Annotated in this window: 17 protein-coding genes and 1 tRNA gene; 6 read left to right on the top strand and 12 right to left on the bottom strand. The window is 68.0% G+C overall.

Annotation, left to right across the window (positions count from 1 at the left end; genetic code table 11):
- Positions 1-15 precede the first annotated feature (15 nt).
- Genes FHG66_RS04000 through FHG66_RS03990 form a run of 3 tightly spaced genes read right to left on the bottom strand, consistent with a single transcriptional unit; the run spans position 16 to position 1,955 of the window.
- The gene (locus FHG66_RS04000; RefSeq protein WP_139075397.1) at positions 16-486 is read right to left on the bottom strand and encodes a DUF2948 family protein; all 471 of its coding nucleotides are present in this window, start codon (positions 484-486) and stop codon (positions 16-18) included.
- On the bottom strand, positions 483-1,748 hold the full coding sequence (gene murA / locus FHG66_RS03995; protein WP_139075396.1) for a UDP-N-acetylglucosamine 1-carboxyvinyltransferase: 1,266 nt from the start codon (positions 1,746-1,748) through the stop codon (positions 483-485). The genes FHG66_RS04000 and murA overlap by 4 nt, the downstream gene beginning before the upstream one ends.
- A complete protein-coding gene (locus tag FHG66_RS03990) occupies positions 1,749-1,955 on the bottom strand; it encodes a hypothetical protein (protein WP_139075395.1) in 207 nt (68 codons plus the stop codon).
- Between the two features lie 88 nt (positions 1,956-2,043).
- Here FHG66_RS03990 and FHG66_RS03985 point away from each other — a divergent pair.
- Positions 2,044-2,118, top strand: a tRNA-Thr gene (locus tag FHG66_RS03985).
- A 128-nt stretch (positions 2,119-2,246) separates the two neighbouring features.
- Here the strand turns inward: FHG66_RS03985 and FHG66_RS03980 are convergent.
- The 6 genes from FHG66_RS03980 to FHG66_RS21480 all read right to left on the bottom strand — a co-directional run bounded on the left by FHG66_RS03980 (position 2,247) and on the right by FHG66_RS21480 (position 10,237).
- Complete coding sequence (locus FHG66_RS03980; protein ID WP_139075394.1) at positions 2,247-2,957, bottom strand: response regulator transcription factor; 711 nt, start codon at positions 2,955-2,957, stop codon at positions 2,247-2,249.
- Between the two features lie 3 nt (positions 2,958-2,960).
- Positions 2,961-3,986: a sensor histidine kinase gene (locus tag FHG66_RS22150; protein WP_246082457.1), complete on the bottom strand. Its 1,026-nt coding sequence runs from the start codon at positions 3,984-3,986 to the stop codon at positions 2,961-2,963.
- Positions 3,987-4,443: 457 nt separating this feature from the next.
- Positions 4,444-6,654, bottom strand: a complete 2,211-nt coding sequence (locus FHG66_RS21855) for a peptidase domain-containing ABC transporter (protein ID WP_139075392.1) — start codon at positions 6,652-6,654, stop codon at positions 4,444-4,446.
- Positions 6,651-7,298 carry an HlyD family secretion protein gene (locus FHG66_RS03965; protein ID WP_139075391.1) on the bottom strand — a complete coding sequence of 216 codons (648 nt, stop codon included), beginning with the start codon at positions 7,296-7,298 and terminating at the stop codon, positions 6,651-6,653. Before FHG66_RS03965 ends, FHG66_RS21855 begins: the two co-directional genes overlap by 4 nt.
- A complete protein-coding gene (locus tag FHG66_RS03960) occupies positions 7,282-8,232 on the bottom strand; it encodes a hypothetical protein (RefSeq protein WP_218013786.1) in 951 nt (316 codons plus the stop codon). Before FHG66_RS03960 ends, FHG66_RS03965 begins: the two co-directional genes overlap by 17 nt.
- Before the next feature lie 628 nt (positions 8,233-8,860).
- Complete coding sequence (locus FHG66_RS21480) at positions 8,861-10,237, bottom strand: calcium-binding protein (protein ID WP_218013785.1); 1,377 nt, start codon at positions 10,235-10,237, stop codon at positions 8,861-8,863.
- 276 nt (positions 10,238-10,513) lie between these two features.
- Here FHG66_RS21480 and FHG66_RS03950 point away from each other — a divergent pair, with 276 nt between their 5' ends.
- The 4 genes from FHG66_RS03950 to FHG66_RS03935 all read left to right on the top strand — a co-directional run bounded on the left by FHG66_RS03950 (position 10,514) and on the right by FHG66_RS03935 (position 14,483).
- Positions 10,514-11,065, top strand: coding sequence for a sigma-70 family RNA polymerase sigma factor (locus FHG66_RS03950; protein ID WP_139075390.1), 552 nt, complete (start codon positions 10,514-10,516; stop codon positions 11,063-11,065).
- Positions 11,062-11,781 carry an anti-sigma factor gene (locus tag FHG66_RS03945; RefSeq protein ID WP_139075389.1) on the top strand — a complete coding sequence of 240 codons (720 nt, stop codon included), beginning with the start codon at positions 11,062-11,064 and terminating at the stop codon, positions 11,779-11,781. The genes FHG66_RS03950 and FHG66_RS03945 overlap by 4 nt, the downstream gene beginning before the upstream one ends.
- A gap of 412 nt (positions 11,782-12,193) precedes the next feature.
- Positions 12,194-14,032 (top strand): dihydroxy-acid dehydratase, encoded by a 1,839-nt coding sequence (gene ilvD / locus FHG66_RS03940; RefSeq protein ID WP_139075388.1) that lies wholly within the window; start codon positions 12,194-12,196, stop codon positions 14,030-14,032.
- Positions 14,033-14,198: 166 nt separating this feature from the next.
- Complete coding sequence (locus FHG66_RS03935; protein WP_139075387.1) at positions 14,199-14,483, top strand: DUF1775 domain-containing protein; 285 nt, start codon at positions 14,199-14,201, stop codon at positions 14,481-14,483.
- A gap of 188 nt (positions 14,484-14,671) precedes the next feature.
- On the opposite strand, the gene FHG66_RS03930 is transcribed toward FHG66_RS03935, so the two are convergent.
- The 3 genes from FHG66_RS03930 to FHG66_RS03920 all read right to left on the bottom strand — a co-directional run bounded on the left by FHG66_RS03930 (position 14,672) and on the right by FHG66_RS03920 (position 17,404).
- Positions 14,672-15,067, bottom strand: coding sequence for a (R)-mandelonitrile lyase (locus FHG66_RS03930; protein ID WP_139075386.1), 396 nt, complete (start codon positions 15,065-15,067; stop codon positions 14,672-14,674).
- Positions 15,068-15,130: 63 nt separating this feature from the next.
- Positions 15,131-16,165, bottom strand: coding sequence for a zinc-dependent alcohol dehydrogenase family protein (locus tag FHG66_RS03925; protein ID WP_176556113.1), 1,035 nt, complete (start codon positions 16,163-16,165; stop codon positions 15,131-15,133).
- Between the two features lie 45 nt (positions 16,166-16,210).
- Positions 16,211-17,404, bottom strand: coding sequence for an MFS transporter (locus FHG66_RS03920; protein WP_139075385.1), 1,194 nt, complete (start codon positions 17,402-17,404; stop codon positions 16,211-16,213).
- Positions 17,405-17,579: 175 nt separating this feature from the next.
- Here FHG66_RS03920 and FHG66_RS03915 point away from each other — a divergent pair, with 175 nt between their 5' ends.
- The gene (locus FHG66_RS03915; protein WP_139075384.1) at positions 17,580-18,503 is read left to right on the top strand and encodes a LysR family transcriptional regulator; all 924 of its coding nucleotides are present in this window, start codon (positions 17,580-17,582) and stop codon (positions 18,501-18,503) included.
- Positions 18,504-18,519 lie beyond the last annotated feature (16 nt).

Below are 18,519 nucleotides of genomic sequence, written 5' to 3'. Positions count from 1 at the left end.
TGAGCACCGTCCGGGTCACTCCGGATGCGACGGCGCTCGGCGGGATGGGGCGAGGTAAGGCTTGGTCACGTCCTTCAGCAGGATCTCCAGCGCTTCCACCTCGACGGCGATGACTCCGTCGCCGGCAAGCGTCACGACGACCCGGCCAGCCCCATCCTCCCCGGCCTCCCAAGCCAGCGAAAGGAGGGACAGCACGGTGTCCTTGTCCCGAGGATCGACGCCCTGCGAGCGCACTGCCGTCACCCCCTCGATCACCAGCAGGGAGCGCACGCGCTCGGGCGTCCGGGTCTGTCCCTCCCAACGGAAGCGATTGACGAGGGCGGCGAAGCGGCGGTTCTGCTTCAGCCAGGCGACGTCGCCGACCGTGACCACCGCGTCCTGCACCAGGGCGGACAGGATGGTCAGGTCCTCCGGGTCCTGGGCCCGAAGCCGCAGGGGGCCCTCGTCGGCATCAGCGAAGCGGGCGTCCTGCGGTGCGTCACTCATGCGGCGATCCTTTCGATCCGGGCCCCCACGGCGGAGAGCTTTTCCTCGACATGTTCGTAGCCGCGGTCGAGGTGGTAGACGCGGCTGACCACCGTCTCGCCCTCGGCCGCGAGCCCCGCAAGGATCAGCGACACCGAGGCCCGCAGGTCGGTGGCCATAACACGCGCGCCGCGAAGGCGTTCCACGCCCGTCACCTTGGCGGTCCCGCCGTGAAGCTCGATCCGCGCGCCCATCCGCATGAGTTCGGGTGCGTGCATGAAGCGATTCTCGAAAATCTTCTCCTCAAGGACCGAGGTGCCGTCGGCGGTGCAGAGCATCGCCATCATCTGCGCTTGCAGGTCAGTCGGAAAGCCAGGGAACGGTTCGGTCACCACGTCCACGGCGCGGGGCCGTCCGTTCGAGCGGCGGACCTTGAGCCCGCGCGCGGTCTCCTCGATCTCAAGGCCAGCCATCTCCAGCTTTTCCACGAAGGCTCCCACGAGGTCGAGCCGCCCGCCCAGGCACTCCACCTCACCGCCCGTGAAGGCAGGCGCGAGCATGTAGGTGCCAAGCTCGATCCGGTCGGTTACCACGGCGTGCGTCGCGCCATTAAGCCGGTCGACGCCCTGGATGGTGATGGCGGACGTCCCCTCCCCCTCGATCTGCGCGCCCATCTTGCGAAGGCATTGGGCGAGGTCCACGATCTCGGGCTCGCGGGCGGCGTTCTCGATGATGGTAGTGCCTTTTGCGAGCGTGGCGGCCATCAGCACGTTCTCGGTCGCGCCCACGGAGGCGAAGCGCAGCGGCACGCGGGCGCCCTTCAGCCCCCCCGGCGCGGTCGCATGCAGGTAGCCGTCGCGGAGGTCGATGACCGCGCCCAGACGTTCCAGCGCGTCGATATGAATGTCCATGGGCCGCGCGCCGATGGCGCAGCCACCCGGCAACGACACGACCGCCTGCCCTTCCCGAGCGAGGAGCGGCCCCAGCACGAGGTTCGAGGCGCGCATCTTGCGGACGATGTCATAGTCCGCGCGCGAGGAGGTGAGACCGTGCGAGGACGCGGCCAGGACCTTGCCCCCCGCCAGCGTGGAGACCTCGGCCCCCAGCGACTGCAGGAGCATCGTCATGGTACGGATGTCCGACAGCCGCGGCGCATTGGTGAGGGTCAGCGGCTCCTCGCTCAGCAGCGTTGCCGGCATGAGCGCGAGGCAGGCGTTCTTTGCCCCCGCGATGGGGATCTGGCCGTTCAGCTCGGCTCCGCCACGGACAATGATCGAGTCCATTCAGTTTTCCTCGGGTGGGGCGAGCGGCGCGTCGCCATAGGGATCTTCGGGCGGTCGTTCCGCGTCCAAAACCTGGGCGCGGGCCTTACGCCGGGCGATGTTGGCCTTGAGGGCGGCCTTGAGCCGCGCGTCGCGGCCGGTCGGCGCGGCCCTGAGCCGCGCGTCGCGTTCGCCCTTCGCGGGGGTGCCTGGCCGCCGTTCCGTCATGGGCGCGTCATAGTCCCAGCCTCAGCGCACGTCCAGCCGCACGAACCCTCTTGCGCTCGGCGTCGGGGTCGCTAGAAGGCGCCCCAGTGCTGCGGTAGCTCAGTGGTAGAGCACACCCTTGGTAAGGGTGAGGTCGAGAGTTCAATCCTCTCTCGCAGCACCAGTCATCCAGATCATTTCGGCTGAGTTGCATCAAGAACCCGGGCAAGTGCGGTCGAAGGGGCACGCAAGAGAGTGTCTGTCGGCGCCGGCGCTTTGGCAGAAGCCTGCTCGACGGTCAGGGCCAGTGCATCACGAGTCGGCCGCCGTTGCGTCCTGGGAACCGGAGCCTTGGCCGATCCAATAGCCCGTGCCTCGTGCGGTGTGGATCAGGGACTCGGCTGCGCCGTCGTCCACCTTGCGGCGCAGGTAGCGCACATAAACGTCCACGACCTTGGTGCCTGGATCGAAGGCCAGCCCCCAGACGTTGTTGAGAAGCTGCGAACGGCTCAGAACCGTGCCTGGGTTCTCCATAAGGCATCGCAGCAACGCGTATTCCTTGGGCGTCAACTCGATCGCCCTTCCGCCGCGCATCACGGCCCGCGTGGCGGGGTCCAGGGTCAGGTCCGACACCTGAAGCCGCGACTCGTGCCGCTGCATCGCGCTGCGTCGCAAGAGGGCCTCGATCCGCGCCACGAACTCGTCGAAAGAGAACGGCTTGGTCAGGTAGTCATCGGCCCCGGCGCGCAGGCCGCCCACCTTGTCGCCAAGCGTGTCTTTGGCCGTCAGCATCAGGATGCGCGAGCCCACCCGCTCCTGCCGGAGCTGTCGGCAGATCTCGGCTCCATCCATGTCGGGCAGCATCCGGTCCAGGATCAGCAGGGGATAGTCGTTCTCGCGCGCCATGTTGAGGCCCCGCGCTGCCGTGTCGGCCGTGTCGATCACATGCCCTTCCGCCTGCAGGCCGCGCCGGATGAAGCTCACGATCCGAGGGTCGTCCTCGACCAGCAGAATACGCGCCATCGCTCAGCCCCTCAGTGGAAGTTGTAGGGTGACCACCGTCCGACCCTCCTCGCTCGCCAGGTCGACTCGGCCGCCATGGGCATCCACGATCCACTTGGCGATCGGCAGGCCCAGGCCGCTGCCATCGGTGGAACCGCGCTCGGCTCGGCCTCGGTAGAATCGGTTGAACACGAAGGGTAGATCGGCCTTGGGAATGCCCGGACCGCCGTTGACGACCCGGAGGCAGGCTTCGATCTCGGTCCGGCTCAGCTCGACCGCGATTCGACCGCCGGGGCTGGAGTACTTCACCGCGTTGTCGAGGATTGTCACGAGGGCCTGCGACAGCCGTCCCGCATCCCCCTCGACCCTCACTGGACCATCCGGCAAGTGCGCATCGATGACCAGTTCCCGCTCGTCCGCGAGGATCTCGGCGTCCGCGAGGGCGATCTCCACGACATCCTCCAGCTCGAGCGGCTGCATCTCGAAGCGCACGGCCCCGACCTCGGCGCGTCCCAGGAACAGGAGGTCCTCGACCAGCCGTCCCATCTGCTGGGCAAGCTGAACGACGCGCACCAGTGTCTCGCGGTGCTCTTCGGACGACCGCACCCCCCTCAGCGCCACCTCGGCCTCGCCGCGCAGGACCGTCAGCGGGGTGCGGAGCTCGTGGCTGATATCCGCCAGGAACAGCACCCGCATGCGGTCGAGGCGCTGAAGCCGCTCGTTGGCCTCCTCGAGCTCGGCCGTGCGCCGGGAAATGGTGTCCTCGAGCCCGGCCTGCCGCTCCTGCACCTCGAGCCGCTGCGCCTCGAGCTGGCTGGCGGTCCGGTTGAACTGCCGCGCCAGCCCGGCGAACTCCTTGGGGTGGTCGTTGCCGATCCGGTGCCCCAGGTCGCCATCGCCGATGGCACGGGTCGCGGCGATCAGGTCGTGGATGGGCCGGGTCAGCGCCCCGACCAGGCGCGCGCCCGCCAGCGCGGATACCAGGATGGCCGTGCCGACGACCGACAGGACGAACAGCACAAGGCCGCTTTCGAGCCGATTGGTCCGCATCTGGAGTTCGCGCAGCTCGGCCTCCTCACCGGCGAGGGCGGTGGCGATCTCGCGGTCGAGTTGCGCGCTCACCCCCTCCTCGATGGTGTCGCGGAACAGGGTCACGGCCTGCTCCTGCTGACCCTGATCGCGCAGGAACAGAAGACGTTGCGTGGTGAGGTCGATCTCCTCGAACAGCGCGCGGATCTGGTTGGTCCGCTCCTGCTCTCCGATCTCCTCCGCCCGCTCCTCGGCGGATCGGACGAACTCGATCTCCTGTCCGGTCAAGTCCGACAGTTCGTCCAGCACTTCCTCCACGCTTCGCCTCGCGGCGAAGAAATCGTCGAGCTCGGTCCTCCCGAGGAGAAGTAGCTCAGCCACGTTCTCGGAATAGCGGTTGAGATGCGTGGACAGGCGGAGCATCGTCTCCATCTGCTCCTGCGCCAACCGGTTGCGGTCGAAGTAGTAGTCGATCCGCTCAACCGCGAACCAGGTCGCCCCGCCGCTGCACAGCAGGGTCAGCGCGACCACGGCCTGGTGCAGGGCGATCTTGGCCCGGATGCTCAGGCGATGGCGGGTGTCGCGCGCCAACAGGCTCGACCAGCCGGCCGCCGTCCAGTGCGATGACACGTCCTGCTGCATGGATGGTCTCCGGGCGATGGGCGATGGCGATGCGGGTCATGGGCATGGTTGCGAGCGCGTCATTGACGGCGCGTTCGCGCTCCGTGTCGAGATGGCTCGTGGCCTCGTCGAGCAAAAGGAGTCGTGGCTGCCTGTAAAGCGCTCGGGCCAGAAGGACACGCTGCTGCTGTCCGCCCGAAAGGACGCTGCCCATGTCGCCGATCAGCGTCGCATAGCTCATCGGCATGCGGGCGATGTCGTCGTGGACCGCCGCGAGCCGGGCGCATCGCTCGATGCGGGCTCGGTCCGGGTCCGGCGCGAAAAAGGCGATGTTGTCGGCGATGGACCCGGCAAAGAGCGAGTCGTCCTGCATGACGACCCCGATCCTGTCGCGCCACCGCGCGGGACCGAGCTCATCCAACGGAACCCCGTCCACAAGGATCTCGCCGCAGGTGGTCGGGAGGAGGCCCGCGAGGAGCTTGAGCAAAGTGGTCTTGCCGCAGCCCGACGGGCCGGCGATGGCGACCCACTCGCCGGGCTCGATGCGGAGATTGATGTCGCGAAGAATCCACGGGTCGTTCGGGCCGTAGCGGAACCCCAGGCCGCGAACCTCGATCGCGACCGGCAACCTGGGCGCGGGCTCGGATGCCGCCGGCTCCCCCGCTGGCTCGGGCGGCGTCAGGGCAATGTCGGTCAGGCGTTCGGCATGCAGGCCAAGCATCCGCAGATCGACCAGCGTGTCGATCAGGCTGCTCACCCGGCGCAGGAACAGGGTCTGGTAGGCAACAAAGGCGATCAGGAGCCCGACGGTGAGACGCCCGTCCATGATCATCCGGGCTGCCAGCCAGATCACGAGGATCCCCAAACCCCCGAGGAGCAGCATGTTGACAGCCCTGAACAGGATGTGGAGCCGCTCGGTCACGAGCTGGCGGTTCACGGTCTCGATCAGGAGGTTCGCCCACTGCGTCCGGCGGTCGGCCTGAGCATTGAACAGCTTGATGGCGCGGATGCCGCGCAGCGACTCGAGAAAGTGCCCGTCCCGGCGCGCGGCCCAGACCAGCGCCTCGGCCGAGGCCTGCCGGAGCGGGGCGTAGAAGGCCCAGCGCACCAGGGCATAAAGCAGGCCGCCCGCGATCACCAGGATCGTGAGCGTCGGCGCGAGAACCGCCATGACGACCAGCGTCACGATGCACATGATGCCGTCCAGCACCGCCACCACGAGATCACGGGTGATGGCCCGCAGGATCTCGTCCTGTGATTCAAAGCGCGACAGGATGTCCGCGACCGCGCGGGCCTCGAACCACCCCGCCGGAAGGGCCAGAAGATGCGACAGCAGGTTGGTGCGCGCCTGCACCTTGAGCGATGCCCCAAGCGCCATCAGCATCCAGCCCCGCAGGGCTTCGACCCCTGTCTGGAGCAAGAGCAGGAGGCCAAAGGCCAGCGCCAGCGTCAGCAGCAGGTCGCGGTCGCCCGACAGCAGGGCCTGATCGACCGTGAGCCCAAGAAAAAGCGGGCTCAGGAGGGCGAACACCTCGATGGCGAGGGCCAGCACGAGAAGATGCGCCAACGCGCGCCGCAGGCCCCTCACTTCGCCCACAAGCGAGCGCAACCGCACACGCGGCACTGGCCCAGACGCAGCCTCGAAGCCACCCGTGGGAGTGAGCTCGAGCGCGACCCCGGTGAAGTGGCGGGACACCTCGGCAAGGCTCAGCCGCCGAACGCCCTCGGCAGGATCGTGGATCGTCACGCCGCGCCGATCGACCGACCGGAGCACGACGAAATGGCTGAGATCCCAGTGCAGGATGCAAGGAGTCCGGAGTTGGCCAAGCTCATCCAGATCGAGCCGCACCGGGCGGGCGGCCATACTTAGCCGCTCCGCGATCCCGATCACGTCCTTCAGGGTAGCTCCCTTCAGCGACAGCCCGAAGCGCTGGCGCAACTCGGCCGGACCGGCCGGGCGGCCGTGAAAGGCTGCGATCATCGATAGGCAGGCCAGCCCGCACTCGGCCGCTTCGGCCTGGAGCGTCATGGGCAGCCGCCGCGCGGAGGAATGCCCGAACAGCTTCATGTCAGTCCTTCACCCTCGGACTCGCCATCAAGCGCATCGTCCAAGTCGAGAACCCATTCCCAGACTTTCCGGGTCTCGATCAGGACGTCGGCCTCGAGCGTCATCGTCGGCATGAGCCGCGCGCCCTGCCCCATGACCTCTGCCGCCGGGTCGACCAGATCAACCTCCACCTCGAACAACGGCCCGGACACCGCCAGTGCCGGGCTGCCGGTGATCTCTGCCACCTCTTCCGGCGTGAGGCTCGCCGGGAGGAGCCGGCGGACTACCCCCTTGTGCTGGCCATGGCGCTGGTAGGGAAAGGCATCGTAGCGCAGTTGCACCCTCTGGCCCGGGCGGAGGTCGCCGATGGCATGGCCGGGCGCATGGAGTCGGGCCTCCAGCGGCACGCCCGTGCCCTGCCCGCCTGCCGACGCTCCGGCAATGGCAGGCACCAGCCAGCCAGCCAGACGCTCGGTCCGGGTGTACTGCCCGAACACGAGCAACCCCAGAACGCCCAGCGCCAGCAAGGCCGCGAAGGCGACGCCCAGGCTCAGGCCCAGCCGGGGCACGATGAGCACCTGCCCGAGCCAGCGGCTTTCCTGCTCCGCGACGGCCTCGGGGCGGAACAGCGGAGCGGCCGGCCTGGGCTCAGGCGCAGGGCACATCGTATTCCCGGATCTCGAAGCTCACCTCGATCATCTTCTCCATCCGCTTGACCGGCAGGACCCTCGCGATCTTGGGGTCGAAGAAGTCCTTCAACAGCGGCGGCCGCTTGGAAGCGAAGAAGAAGGCGGGCTCGTCCACCACCACCGCCGAGGCCACGAGTTGCAGCTCGTCGCGCCGCGTCACCGTCTGCACGACGGCGGGGGCATGGGTAATGCCTGCGGCGCGCAGGGCGTAGGCCCGGTGATAGCCATTGTGGAGGAGCATGCGACTGTCAGAGCGGATGACGCTCAGGAAGTTGGACCCGTAGCCTACCATGAGCCCGATCGCCGCGCTGATCGGCCCAAAGCTGTCGTGCTCGACGATCTGGTCGGGGCGCAGCAGCGCGGGGTCGTGGAGCCGGAAGTCGGTCGAGTCGGACGTGAAAAGGTAGCGCTTGTCATCGATACGCCGGGCGCGCACGGGCGGGTCCCGACGCTCGACGGGGTGGCAGAAGCGAAAGAGTGCCTCTGCATCCATGCCTGGATCGACCTGGGCCTGCAGGCGCTCGGTGAACGGAAGGGTCACATGCGGCTGGTACACCACAAGGCGGTCGAGCTGGACCATCTCGATGGTCACGGGAAGGGAATCGAATGTGCGGCGAAAATGCGCGGTCTGCGATACGGATTCGGCCAACGACCGCATCGCCTTGGGCAAAGGGCGGCGACCGGCCTTGTCGGCAACCCCGGCTTCGGTGCGCTCGAGCTCGTAGTAGCGGTCGTTCGCCTCGCGCCATTTATCGGTCAGCGCGCGGGGATCCAGCGATGCGCCATCGACCACCAGGCGCCGGACGAAATCCAGATAGTCGCGCAGGGGCGGCTGGCCCAGAAGCCAGAGTTCGTCCCGGACCGCACCACGTGCGGCCTCACCATCGGCAACGGCCATCTCGAACGGCATGTGCATCTCCTCGGGAACCTGCGTGGATCGGCACGCCTCCGGTGGGGCGGAGGCGTGCCGGTTCATGAGTGGGTCAGGTGCTGGCGCCCCGACGGCCCGAGTTGGACCCACTGCGACGATTGCGACCGCGGCCCCGACGGCCGGAATCGCTGTCGTTGCGGCCCTTGGTCCGGCGACGCCGACCCTTACCGCCGGCGCCGTAAACGTGCTCGAGTTCTTCGGTCAGTAGATCACGCATCTGGTTTCTCCTTGCTGCGCGAGCCCATGATCGGCTCGGGTCCGATCTTGGACCACACACCCATCGGAGCAAGGAACAGGGCGCGGAAGCCCCGGATTCTTCGCAACTTCTAACCTGACTCTTACCGATCTCTTCCCTTGGGCAGGGCAGGCCGGGCAGATCTGGCGCAGAGAACCGTGCGACCGGCTGGCCCCCTGGAGCCCGGGCGCTCCGACGAGGGCCTCTCTCCATCGGAGCGTTTGACGGACGGCCTTTGTCGCGGAAGTTCTGCCGTTCCGTGGCGAGGACGGCCCTGCATCCAAGGACCGTCCCCCGTTCAACTCATGACACGGACACCACTCGGAACGACGGGCCGCCCGCCGGCCTGGATGGCCGGCGGACGCGATGACGTCAGGCGAAGATGAAGTCGGATTCGACCGCCGCGCCCACACCCACAAGCCGGATCTGGACATCGTAAGCCGAGTCGCGGTCCGAGTTGACTTCGACGATGGTATCGGCCCCGGACCTCGTGCTCCGGACATCGCCGAAGTCGATATCGAACGACCTCAGGTCAATCCTGTCGGTGCCGGAGGCGAAGTCGAGAATGCTGTCGTCGCCAGCAGCGCCGATGAAGACGAATACGTCGTTGCCCCCACCGCCGAGCAGCGAGTCGTCGCTTTCGCCGCCGTTCAGGCGGTCGTTGCCCAGGCCGCCCACCAGGAAGTCGCGATCCAGACCACCCGTCAGCCGGTCGTTGCCCATGCCTGCGTTGATGTAATAGGCCTCATCCTCGCCGCGCGCGTCGAACACGTCGTTGCCCTTGGTCCCCAGTTCCACCACGTCGAACTGGTCGCCGCGCTGCACGCCGCTGACCAGGTCGCGCACGTCGAAGGTCACACCCGAGGTGGTGCTCGCGAAACGGATGCCTTCGTCGTCATAGCGGCTGACGAGGCCCGCAAGGTTGCCCGACCCGTCCTCGGCCTGCAGCCGCACCGCAAGGCCGCCATCCTGGTTGGCCATGGTGTTGCTGTCGGTGGCCCGGTCGTTGCCGACCTCGCTGCTGGTGAAGGTCAGGCGGACCTGCTGGGCGGTGGCTGGCGCCGCCACGCTGACGGTGTCCCAACCGGACTCCAGGTTGACCTGATCCGCCCCGTCGGTGGCCAGGCTGAAGATCGCCATGTCGTCGCCTGTGCCGCCACGGATCAGGTCGTTGCCGCCGCCACCGATGAAGGAATCGTCGCCGCGACCGCCGAACAGTTGGTCGTTACCCGCGCCGCCCACCAGGAAATCGTCGCCGCGACCGCCGATCAGCCGGTCGTCACCCATGCCTGCGTTGATGTAGTACGCATCGCGGGAGCCGCTGTCGCCCAGTGTGTCGTTCCCCTTGGTGCCGAGCACGACCACGTCGAACTGATCGCCCCGTTGCACGCCGCTGACCAGGTCGCGGACGTCGAAGGTGAAGCGCCCCTTGCTGTCGAAGGTGATCCCTTCGTCATCGAAGCGGCTGACCGGGCCGATCAGGGCGCCCGAGCCGTTCTCGACCTGTGCCCTGACAGCGAGGCCGCCGTCCTGATTGGCCATGGTGTTGCTGTCCAGAGCCGAGCCGTTCCCGACCTCGCTGCTGGTGAAGGTCAGCCGAACCTGCGGGATCCCCTTGTCCGCCGTGATCCTGACCAGGTCGTCGCCGGCCCCCAGGTCGCGGCTCACGGCCGGCTTGTAGAGGATGTTGAACCGAAAGTCATCGTCGTCACGGGTGCTGCCGTAGCCGCCATTCTGGTCGTAAGACATCGTCGTCCTCCTGACAGTGATCGCTGCCCGCCGGGGCCAGCCCGGCATCGAGCCTCTGCGTCGTCCTTACCCAGGGCCGCCCCGATCGGATGCACCAGCGCCGACGAATTTTGTCAGACCCCGCGTTTGCCGCATCCAAGTCGCCTTCTCCGGTGTAGGACTGGTGAAAGGGTTCGATGCGCCGCCGGCGGCCCCTCGGCGGAGCGCGGCAGGCTGACCTGAAGATGCGGGCCTGAAGACGCGGACCTGAAGACACGGATCTGAAGACGGAGCGAGATGAACGACAGCGACCAACGCCTCGTCCGGGACATCCAGTCCTGTGCCCATGGCGACCGAAGTGCCATGAGGCGTCTCTTCGACAGCGAGGGACCGCGGCTCATGGCGGTTGCGATGCGGCTTGTGCGCAATCCCGTGCTGGCCGAGGAAGCGGTGCAGGACACCCTGGTCAAGATCTGGACGCGCGCCGCGACCTTTCACCCGGACCGTGGCGCGGCCCGCGCCTGGCTCACGATGATCCTGCGGAACACCGCTCTCAACATCCTGCGTGCCGAGCGCCGACAGGACCATGCGGTCGACGGTGACATCGAGACGTTGCAGGACCGCACGACCGTGGACGACACCGAGGCCGTGCTGCAGGCGCTCGATCCGACGCTGCGCCTGCCCCTGTGCCTGGGTGCGCTGGAGGCGCGCCGTCGGCATGCGATCCTGCTGGCCTATGTGCACGGCTACTCCCAGGGAGAGATCGCGGGCCGCACGGGGTTGCCGCTCGGGACCGTCAAGGCCTGGATGCGCCGTGGCCTGCAACAGTTACGGGAGTGCCTGGGATGACACCCGATCCCGACGACGACCTGCAGGCCGACCTGTACGTCCTGGGGCTTCTCGATCCCGCCGAGCAGGCACAGGCCGAGCAACGCATCGAGAGCGACCAAGCGTTCGCGGTTCTGGTGGCAGCAGCAGCCCGCCGCCTCGCCCCCATCGACGACACCGCCGAGCCTGTGCCGCTGCCCGACGGTGCCTGGGAGCGGCTGGAACGCCGGCTGGCGTCCCCGGTCGAGCTTGCGGCACCGCCCTTGCGCCCTGCCGACCGACCCGCCGCCAACCTGAACCGGTCAGTCTGGCGCATGGTCTTGGGCGTGGCGGCGGCGCTGCTTCTTACGCTGGGGCTCGCCTGGCCGTTCCTGACCGGTCTGCCGTCCAGCAGGACAGAGCCCGCCGCGATTGCGGTCCTCCTTGACCCCGAAGGCGCTCCCTTCGCGCTGATCGAGGACTTCGGCGGAGGCGAGGTGACCGTGACGACGCTGGCCTCCTACGAGGTGCCAGCAGGGGAAAGCCTGCAGGTCTGGACAAAGTGGTCCGAGGAGGTGGGGCCCGTGTCGCTTGGCGTCCTCGATGAGTTCACAGGGGCGCCGGTGGGGGCCGAGGGACTGCCGCAACCCATCGCGGGCCAACTCTACGAGATCACCCTGGAGGAGGAGGGCGGCTCGGTCACGGGCCGGCCCACCGGACCGATCCTGGGTGTCGGGCGCGCCAGCATCCCTGGATAGGGCTCCATGGCGGGCCCGTCGAAGCTGCTCTGGCTGGCCCCTGCTGCGAGAACCGGGCAGCGTCGCAGTCATCCCGAGCCTGGGGACAGGCTGGCGGACTCGGAAGGGGTCGTTGTCCACCTCGGCCGGTCGAAGCTCGTCCCTTGCACCCGGCCAGCGTGAACGAGCCCGAGGCCCGAGCACAGGGGACCGTCGATCCCCCGCTCCCTGGTTCCAACTCCAAGGAAACCGGACGATTCCGCACGACCCGGAGACCGGGGCATCCTCCCCGGCGACAAAGTCTTGCTGCTGTGCACCCACGACCATAGCCAAGCCGGCCGAGCGCCCGATCACATTCCGCGACCCCCTTGATCCTTACGACCGGTGGGTCCAAGGGAACGCGGCAACCCCCTTCGCTTCCGAGGCCCGCCCGATGCCCGCCTATCGTTCCCGCACCACCACCCATGGCCGCAACATGGCCGGCGCTCGCGGCCTGTGGCGCGCGACGGGCATGAAGGACTCGGACTTCGGCAAGCCGATCATCGCCGTGGTCAACTCCTTCACCCAGTTCGTCCCCGGCCACGTCCACCTCAAGGATCTGGGCCAGCTCGTCGCCCGCGAGATCGAGACGGCGGGCGGCGTCGCCAAGGAATTCAACACCATCGCGGTCGATGACGGCATCGCCATGGGCCATGACGGGATGCTCTATTCCCTGCCGTCGCGCGAACTGATCGCCGACAGCGTCGAATACATGGTGAACGCGCATTGCGCCGACGCGATGGTCTGCATCTCCAATTGCGACAAGATCACGCCCGGCATGCTCATGGCCGCCATGCGGCTCAACATCCCCGTGGTCTTCGTCTCCGGCGGGCCGATGGAGGCCGGGAAGGTCGTCCTTAAGGGGCGCGAGGTCGCCCTCGACCTCGTGGACGCGATGGTCGCCGCCGCCGATGACTCCGTGACCGACGAGGAGGTCAAGCAGATCGAGCAGGCTGCCTGCCCGACCTGCGGGTCCTGCTCGGGCATGTTCACCGCGAACTCGATGAACTGCCTGACGGAGGCGCTGGGCCTGTCGCTGCCGGGGAACGGCTCCACGCTCGCCACCCATGCCGACCGCAAGCGGCTGTTCGTGGAAGCCGGGCACCTCGTCGTGGACCTCGCCCGCCGCTACTACGAGCAGAACGACGAGACCGTGCTGCCCCGGTCCATCGCGACCAAGGAAGCCTTCGAAAACGCCATGGCGCTCGACATCGCGATGGGCGGCTCCACCAACACGGTCTTGCACATCCTCGCCGCCGCGCACGAAGGGGGCGTGGACTTCGGGATGGAGGACATCGACCGCCTGTCCCGCCGCGTCCCCTGCCTGTGCAAGGTCGCGCCCGCCAAACCCGACGTTCACATGGAGGACGTTCACCGCGCGGGGGGCATCCCGGCGATCCTGGGCCAGCTCGACGCCGCAGGCCTCCTCCACCGCGAGGTGCCGGTCGTCCATGCGCGATCCCTCGGGGCTGCCATCGACCAGTGGGACATCAGCCGGACGAACCACGACTCGGTCCGCCAGCTCTTCCTCGCTGCGCCGGGCGGGGTGCCGACGCAGACCGCGTTCAGCCAGGACCGCCGTTGGTCGGAACTGGACCTCGACCGCGAAAAGGGGGCCATCCGTGACGCCGCCCACGCTTTCAGCCAGGATGGGGGCCTTGCCGTACTGTCCGGCAACCTCGCGCCCGAAGGCTGCATCGTGAAGACCGCCGGGGTGGACGATTCCATCCTGGTCTTCTCGGGTCCTGCCCGCGTCTTCGAGAGCCAGAACGCCGCCGTGGAGGCGATCCTGTCGAACCGCATTAAGGCGGGCGACGTGCTGGTGATCCGATATGAAGGCCCCAAGGGCGGCCCCGGCATGCAGGAAATGCTGTACCCGACCAGCTACCTGAAGTCGAAAGGTCTGGGCAAAGCCTGTGCGCTCATCACCGATGGACGCTTCTCCGGGGGAACCTCGGGCCTGTCCATCGGGCATGTCTCGCCCGAAGCGGCGTCAGGGGGGACCATCGGCCTCGTGCGCGAGGGCGACCGGATCGAGATCGACATCCCGTCCCGGACGATCACCCTCGCCTTGCCCGAGGAAACCCTGACGCAGCGCCGGGCCGAGCAGGATGCCTTGGGCTGGAAACCGGCCGCCCCGCGCGCCCGCAAGGTCAGCACGGCGCTCAGGGCTTATGCCCTGCATGCCACCTCGGCCGCCCAAGGGGCCGTGCGCAAGCTGCCCGAGGCCTGAGCCGTACGCGTTCTGACGCACGGCCGAGAGCCCCTTCCTGCGGCGAGGGTTCAGGCTGCGGGGCTGCAATGGCACCCGGTCAGCGCAGCCCCGTGCGAAGCGCAGCCGCAGGACGGCCTCCCTGCGATGGCGCAACGGCGGGCTGTTCCCAAGCAGATAGCAGCCTATGCCCAACCCTCGGCCCCCAGGTGAGACCGTCACCGAGGGCGTGCGCGAGATCACCTACAGCGGCGGCGGCCTTCCCGACGACTGGTCCGACGAGTTCACCTGTCGCGCTCGCCTTTCCGAGGACGGTGTCGCTGGTCCGACCCTGTGCTTCCCAGTGCTGCAGACCCGCAGCAAGGCCAAGATCCGCTGGATCGAAGCCCCTCCGAAAGGAGAGGATCGCAAGGAGTTGGAAGAGCCCGCGCCGGCGCTGATCTTGGCGGATCCGACTGCCCCCACGCACTGAGCGGGCACGTCGCGGCAGCCATTCTTGCGCAAGGGTCACCACGTCCAGCATGGACGGCACCACCTCTGTCATGCTGGCTGATCGGCGCGATGAGGATGATGCGGTCCCGGTTAAGGATCGGGATCGCAATGCAGGAGGGGTGATGCAGGCCGGTTGAGCCTCGCAAGTCGGCGCCACTGGAACCCAGGTCAGGCTTTATAGTCTCCCTCGCTAACCTGCTCCATCCAGGTGACGGCGGTGCCATCCTGGGCTTCCTGGATCGCGATGTGACTCATGCCAGTGGTGGCCGTGGCCCCGTGCCAGTGCCTTTCGCCGGGCTCGAAGCGCACCACGTCACCGGGCCGGATCTCCTCGACCGGCCCATCGCCGCGCTGGGCCCAGCCCAGGCCCGCCGTCACGACCAGCATCTGGCCCAAGGGATGGGTGTGCCACGCCGTCCTTGCGCCGGGCTCGAAGGTGACGAGGTTGCCGGCCATAGCCGAGGGTGGTTCGGTCGGGAAGAGCGGGTCGATGCGGACCCGACCCGTGAACCACTCGGCAGGGCCGGAAGTAGACGGTCGGGAACCCGCGCGTTGGATCTTCATGTCCTTGTCTCCTTCATCTGGAGCGAAGAGGAGACCGGCCGAAAGCTGGCCTCCACGGGATCGTCAGGGCCGGACCATGACCTTGATCGCATCGCGGTCGTTCATGGCCCTATAGCCCTCGGGCACACCCGACAGGTCCACGGCTCGGTCGAAGACCCGTCCAGGCTCGATGCGGCCCTCCATCACGTCGGGCAGCAGGTCGTTGATGTAGGCTCGCACCGGGGCGGGTCCGCCACCGACGGTGACGTTCTTGAAGAATGCCGGCAGAGAGGACGGGATCGTGTCGTAGTGCGGCACGCCCACCCGGCCCACGGCGCCGCCCGGACGGGCGAGGCCCACCGCCGTCGCCACCGCCTGATCGGTGCCCACGCATTCGAGGACCGAGTGAACGCCCATCCCGCCGGTGATGTCCATGACGCGCTCCACGGCCTCATCGCCACGCTCGCTGACCACATCGGTCGCCCCGAACTCGCGGGCGAGAGCGATGCGGTCGGCGTGGCGGCCCAAGAGGATGATCCGCTCGGCCCCAAGGCGCTTGGCGGCGATGACTCCGCACAGGCCGACGGCACCGTCGCCGATCACGGCCGCCGTTCGTCCCGGCCCTGCCTTGGCGACCACCGCCGCGTGATGGCCCGTGCCCATGACATCCGAGAGCGTCAGGAGCGAAGGCATGAGCGCATCGTCCTCGCCGACGGGCAGCGCGAACAACGTCCCATCCGCTTGGGGCACCCGCAGCGCCTCGGCCTGGGCGCCGCCCACGTCGAGCGAGCCGAAGAAGCCGCCCTGTCGGCAGGAGGTGTGCAACCCCTCATGGCAGAAGGCGCAGGTGCCGTCCGAAAAGGCGAACGGCATCACCACCACGTCGCCCTTCTTCAAGGTGCGGACCTCGGAGCCCACCGCTTCGACAACGCCGATGGCTTCGTGCCCCATGGGGAGGGGATAGCCGCGGAAATCCTGGCCGTTGTAGGGCCACAGGTCCGAGCCGCAGATACAGGCGCGGGTGACCCGGATCAGCGCGTCCGTGGCCTCCTTGATACCGGCGTCCGGGACGGTCTCGATGCGGACATCGCGAGCCGCGTGCAGGACGGTTGCAAGCATGATGGTGGGTCCTTGATGAGTTGAGTTGTCTGTGGACGGTCCGGTTCAGGCTTGGCGGGGGATGGCGCGTCCCGCCACGATGGCCGCGACGCCCGCCAGCGCGAGGATCCCTGCGCTGCCCATGACGTTCGCGATGGGGCCTGCCGCGTCGAAGACCTGGCCGCCCGCCGTCGCGCCCAGGGTGATGGCCAGTTGGATCACCGCCACCTGGAGGCCGCCGCCTGCTTCGACGTCGTGGGGCAACGCCCGCGTGAGCCAGGTGCCCCAGGCAACCGGACCGCCCGTGGCCACGAGGCCCCACAGGGCCAGCAGCCCTGCCACCGTCCAGGTGGATGTTCCGGTCACGGCGATCATCAGGGCAACCCCAGCCATGATCAGCGGGATCCCCGCCAAGGCCAGCGGCAGGCTCGCCCTCAGGACGGGGCCGATCAGGGCATTGCCCAGGAGGCTCGCCACGCCGATCATCAGGAGAAGCGCCGAAAGCGTTGCGATATCGACGCCGGTTACCTGCTCCAGGAACGGACGCAGATAGGTGAAAAGCGCGAACTGCCCCATGAAGAACATCAGGATGGCCGCCATGCCTAGGGCGATCTGCCGGCTTCGCAGTAACCGCAGGACACCGCCCGTTCGGCCCTGATCCCCGGCGGGAAGGCGCGGCAGGGCCATGGCCTGCCACGCGGCCGCGACGAGGGCCAGCGGCACCACCGCAAAGAACGTCCAGCGCCAGCCGATCACGTCGCCCAAGGCGCTGCCCAGCGGAGCCGACACGGTGGAGGCAAAGGCCACTCCGCCGTTGCTGACCGCCAGACCTGCGGGCACCAGGGCCGCGGGCAGAAGCCGCATGATGATCGCGGTGTTCAGTGACCAGAAGCCGCCGATCGCGACCCCAAGAAGCGCGCGTCCGGTCATCAGCACAACAAAGTTCGGAGCCGCAGCCACCAGGCTGCCCGACACGGCCAAAAGCAGGGCCATGCCGATCACCACGTGACGTCGGTCGTAGGTGCCGACAAGGCGGGTGACGAACAGGCTCGTGAGCACGGCGAAAAGGCCGGATATGGAGATGGCCTGCCCCGCCTGCCCCGCAGTCAGGCCGAGGTCGCGCGCCATGGGCGTAAGCAGGCTCACAGGCAGGAACTCGGACGCGATCAGAACGACCACGCACAGCGTCATGGCCAGCACCGGGCCCCAGGCGGGTCGGTCGGCACCGGAGGCGGGCAGGACAGCGGCAGGAGCGGACATGGGGCTTGGGTTCCTTGGTCGGGACAGGACAGGCTCGCCATCGACCGCGTGCAGGCATGCGGCTGGACAGCGTCGGGGCGGGAATCGGGCTTCCGCATCCACCGTCTTAGATACACCTGGGTGACCCAGCGATTAGGGCTTAAGAATCGCATGGGGCTATCGACGGAGACCATGAGTGCGGCGCGATGATCTGACCGACCTGAGTGTATTCCTCGCTGTGGCCGAGGAACGCAGCTTCACCCGCGCCGCCGCTCGCCTCGGCCTTACGCAGTCCACCCTCAGCCATTCCATCCGCAGCTTCGAGGAACGGCTCGGGGTTCGGCTGCTGACGCGGACGACGCGCAGCGTCGCACCGACCGAGGCGGGCGAGCGGCTGCTCCTGGCCGCCCGGCCCGGGATGGAGGCCATTGCGGCCGGGCTGTCGGCTTTGGGAGAGCTTCGGGACAAGCCTGCTGGCACGATCCGGATCACCACGAGCGCCCATGCCTGCCAGACCATCCTTCGCCCGGCGCTGAAGCGGCTCCTGCCGGATTACCCGGACATCACCGTCGAGGTGATGATCGAGCATGGCTTCGTGGACATCGTCAGCCAGCGGTTCGACGCCGGCATCCGGCTGGGCGAGCAGGTCGAGCGCGACATGATCGCCGTCCGCATCGGACCAGAGATGCGCTGGATCGTCGTGGGCTCTCCGGCCTATCTGGCGGACCGGAGCGCTCCGGTGGTGCCGCAGGACCTGACGGCGCATCGCTGCATCAACTACCGGCACAGCACGTCAGGTGGGATTTATGCCTGGGAGTTCGAGCAGGACGCGCGCGCGCTGAACGTCCGTGTGGATGGGCCGCTGGTCTTCAACGACGCGCAGCCCGCCCTCGAGGCGGCGGTCGAAGGCCTGGGCCTGGCCTATGTCCCCGAGGATATCGCGGCCCGCCCCCTAAGGAATGGGCGGCTCGTGCAGGTGCTTTCGGAGTGGTGCCCGCCTGCCACAGGGTACTACCTCTACTATCCCAGCCGTCGGCAGATGGCCCCCGCCCTGACCCTCCTCGTGGAAGCTCTTCGGTGGAGAGGGCACGGATCGATGGCTGAAGGACAGCCATCATGACCGTCGCCTGGGCACG

Origin of the sequence: Rubellimicrobium rubrum, assembly GCF_006152115.1 — a bacterium.
GTDB classification, from domain to species: Bacteria; Pseudomonadota; Alphaproteobacteria; order Rhodobacterales; family Rhodobacteraceae; genus Rubellimicrobium; species Rubellimicrobium rubrum.
Note: the sequence above shows the minus strand (reverse complement) of the source record. Positions and strands in the feature narration are given on the sequence as shown.